Here is a 1,634-nt window from a genome sequence, read left to right as displayed (position 1 = left end):
GCCCAGAAGCCCAAGAGGACGCCTGCCGCCGCGGCCCAGCTCAGCGCCCGCAACGGCCGAGCCTGGATTTCATCGATGAGCAGCTGTTCGAATTCACTGACGCCCTCCGAGGTTGCCTCCATGACTTCGTCCGTTACTTCGACCGCTTGGCGTTGTCTGCGAGTGACGGGTTTGTCGGCACCCCGAGATCTAGCCCTGGAGTCATCTGCCATGACGGGGTCTCCTAACGTTATTCGCCGCACAGCGGCGCTGGGCGAGCGGCAGCTTTGAAGGCAACTAGGCAGCGGGCCCGCTGTTCCGAGCCCGAACGGAATATCGGGCGCAATTGGTGCACGCCGGATCATCGAAAACTGCCGGATCGCGGGGGGGGCCCGCGCCAGGGACGTTGTGTGAACTAACCGAGCGCCTATCTCGTTGTGAGCGCGGAATCCTCGGATGCCTGCCCCCTCCGGTTGGACCGTTGCCGCGGATGTAGCGGCCGCACCGAGGGCTACTCAAGCTTATCGAAGTCCCTTAGATCCCGCATTCATGTGCCTTCGGGGCGCGCCTACGCCAGACCGTGCTCTCGCGCCTCGTCGATTCGCATGTGCCGATCAATGCTCCGCGCCGTCCGGGCCTCGCGGCGCTCAGTTTCTTTTCGTTGCGGATAACGGCAGAGTGATGCCAGTTGCCGACATGCGAAGGCCGCTGGAAGGCAGACCTGAGCCAAGTGCATGTTCGGTAGACTAAGCGAACACAAGATCGGTATGCCGGCTCTGCAACTTCAGAAGCATTCTGATCTGAGCGCTTCCGCCCAGGGTCTTGTGTTGGCGGAAAGCTCGCTTTCGAGGCGGACGCCAATGGTGACCCGCTCACCGAGTCTGGGATCGAGCCCGGCCGCGAGCAGAGCGGCGTTGGTGGCGGGCCTCGTGCCTTGTGTCACGGAGCTCGCTCCGGGCAGCACCACGATCAGGCCTGCGGTGATCTCAGCCTCCCGCTGGAAGTAATGCGCCCAGGAGGCGCGCGAAGGCGGTAAGCGGCACGCCTCCGATCTAAGCCTCTGCATCGAGTTGGGCGCCGAGCCCGGAGCGGCTCGTCGTGGTGCTGCTGCGGCGATTAAAAGAGCAGCTGCGTTTGCGCCGAAGCCCGCGCTCGTTGAAGGCCGGGCTGAGGACGGTCACCGCATGCCGTGCCGCCAACGGTGAGAGCGTGAACCCGCCCGAACTGGCGAGCTTTGCGCTGGCCTGGGTCCGCCCGCTCCAGGCCGCGGTGACATAAGAGGACAGCAAGGTGTTACCTAGCTCCGGAACGGCGCGGCTTACATCATTGTCCAGCCGGTCATAGCTGCCCGCCGCCGCCAGATTAATAGGACCGAGCCTAGTCATACCATAGACGCCGGCCTGGAATACGCCGCTGTCGACCCTGCCGAGCCGACACTGAGCGATGCGCGCGCCTTCCCGCCTGAGACGGCTAGGCCGTCCACTGGGTCGTCGTCGAGTCGCAGATCCGAGCCGATGCGGACCGAGCCGTCCATACGTCCCGCAGAGCCGTAGGCTGCGCTCCACAGCGAAAAGCGGGCCAGTGCGGTTCGCTAGCAATCAAATTGAGAACCTCATAAGCCGACCGCGGCAGTTCGATCCCACGCGACGGTACAC

At 64.3% G+C, this 1,634-nt stretch carries 2 protein-coding genes; both read right to left on the bottom strand.

All coding sequences use genetic code 11. From position 1 onward, the window contains the following. Positions 1-763: 763 nt before the first annotated feature. Positions 764-922, bottom strand: coding sequence for a hypothetical protein (locus AC1DVA_RS28180; protein ID WP_476808098.1), 159 nt, complete (start codon positions 920-922; stop codon positions 764-766). 109 nt (positions 923-1,031) lie between these two features. Beyond that, the gene (locus AC1DVA_RS28175; protein WP_476808097.1) at positions 1,032-1,544 is read right to left on the bottom strand and encodes an autotransporter domain-containing protein; all 513 of its coding nucleotides are present in this window, start codon (positions 1,542-1,544) and stop codon (positions 1,032-1,034) included. Positions 1,545-1,634: the final 90 nt, after the last annotated feature.

It is taken from the genome of Allobosea sp. P4_C6 (genome assembly GCF_056402015.1).
Note: the sequence above shows the minus strand (reverse complement) of the source record. Positions and strands in the feature narration are given on the sequence as shown.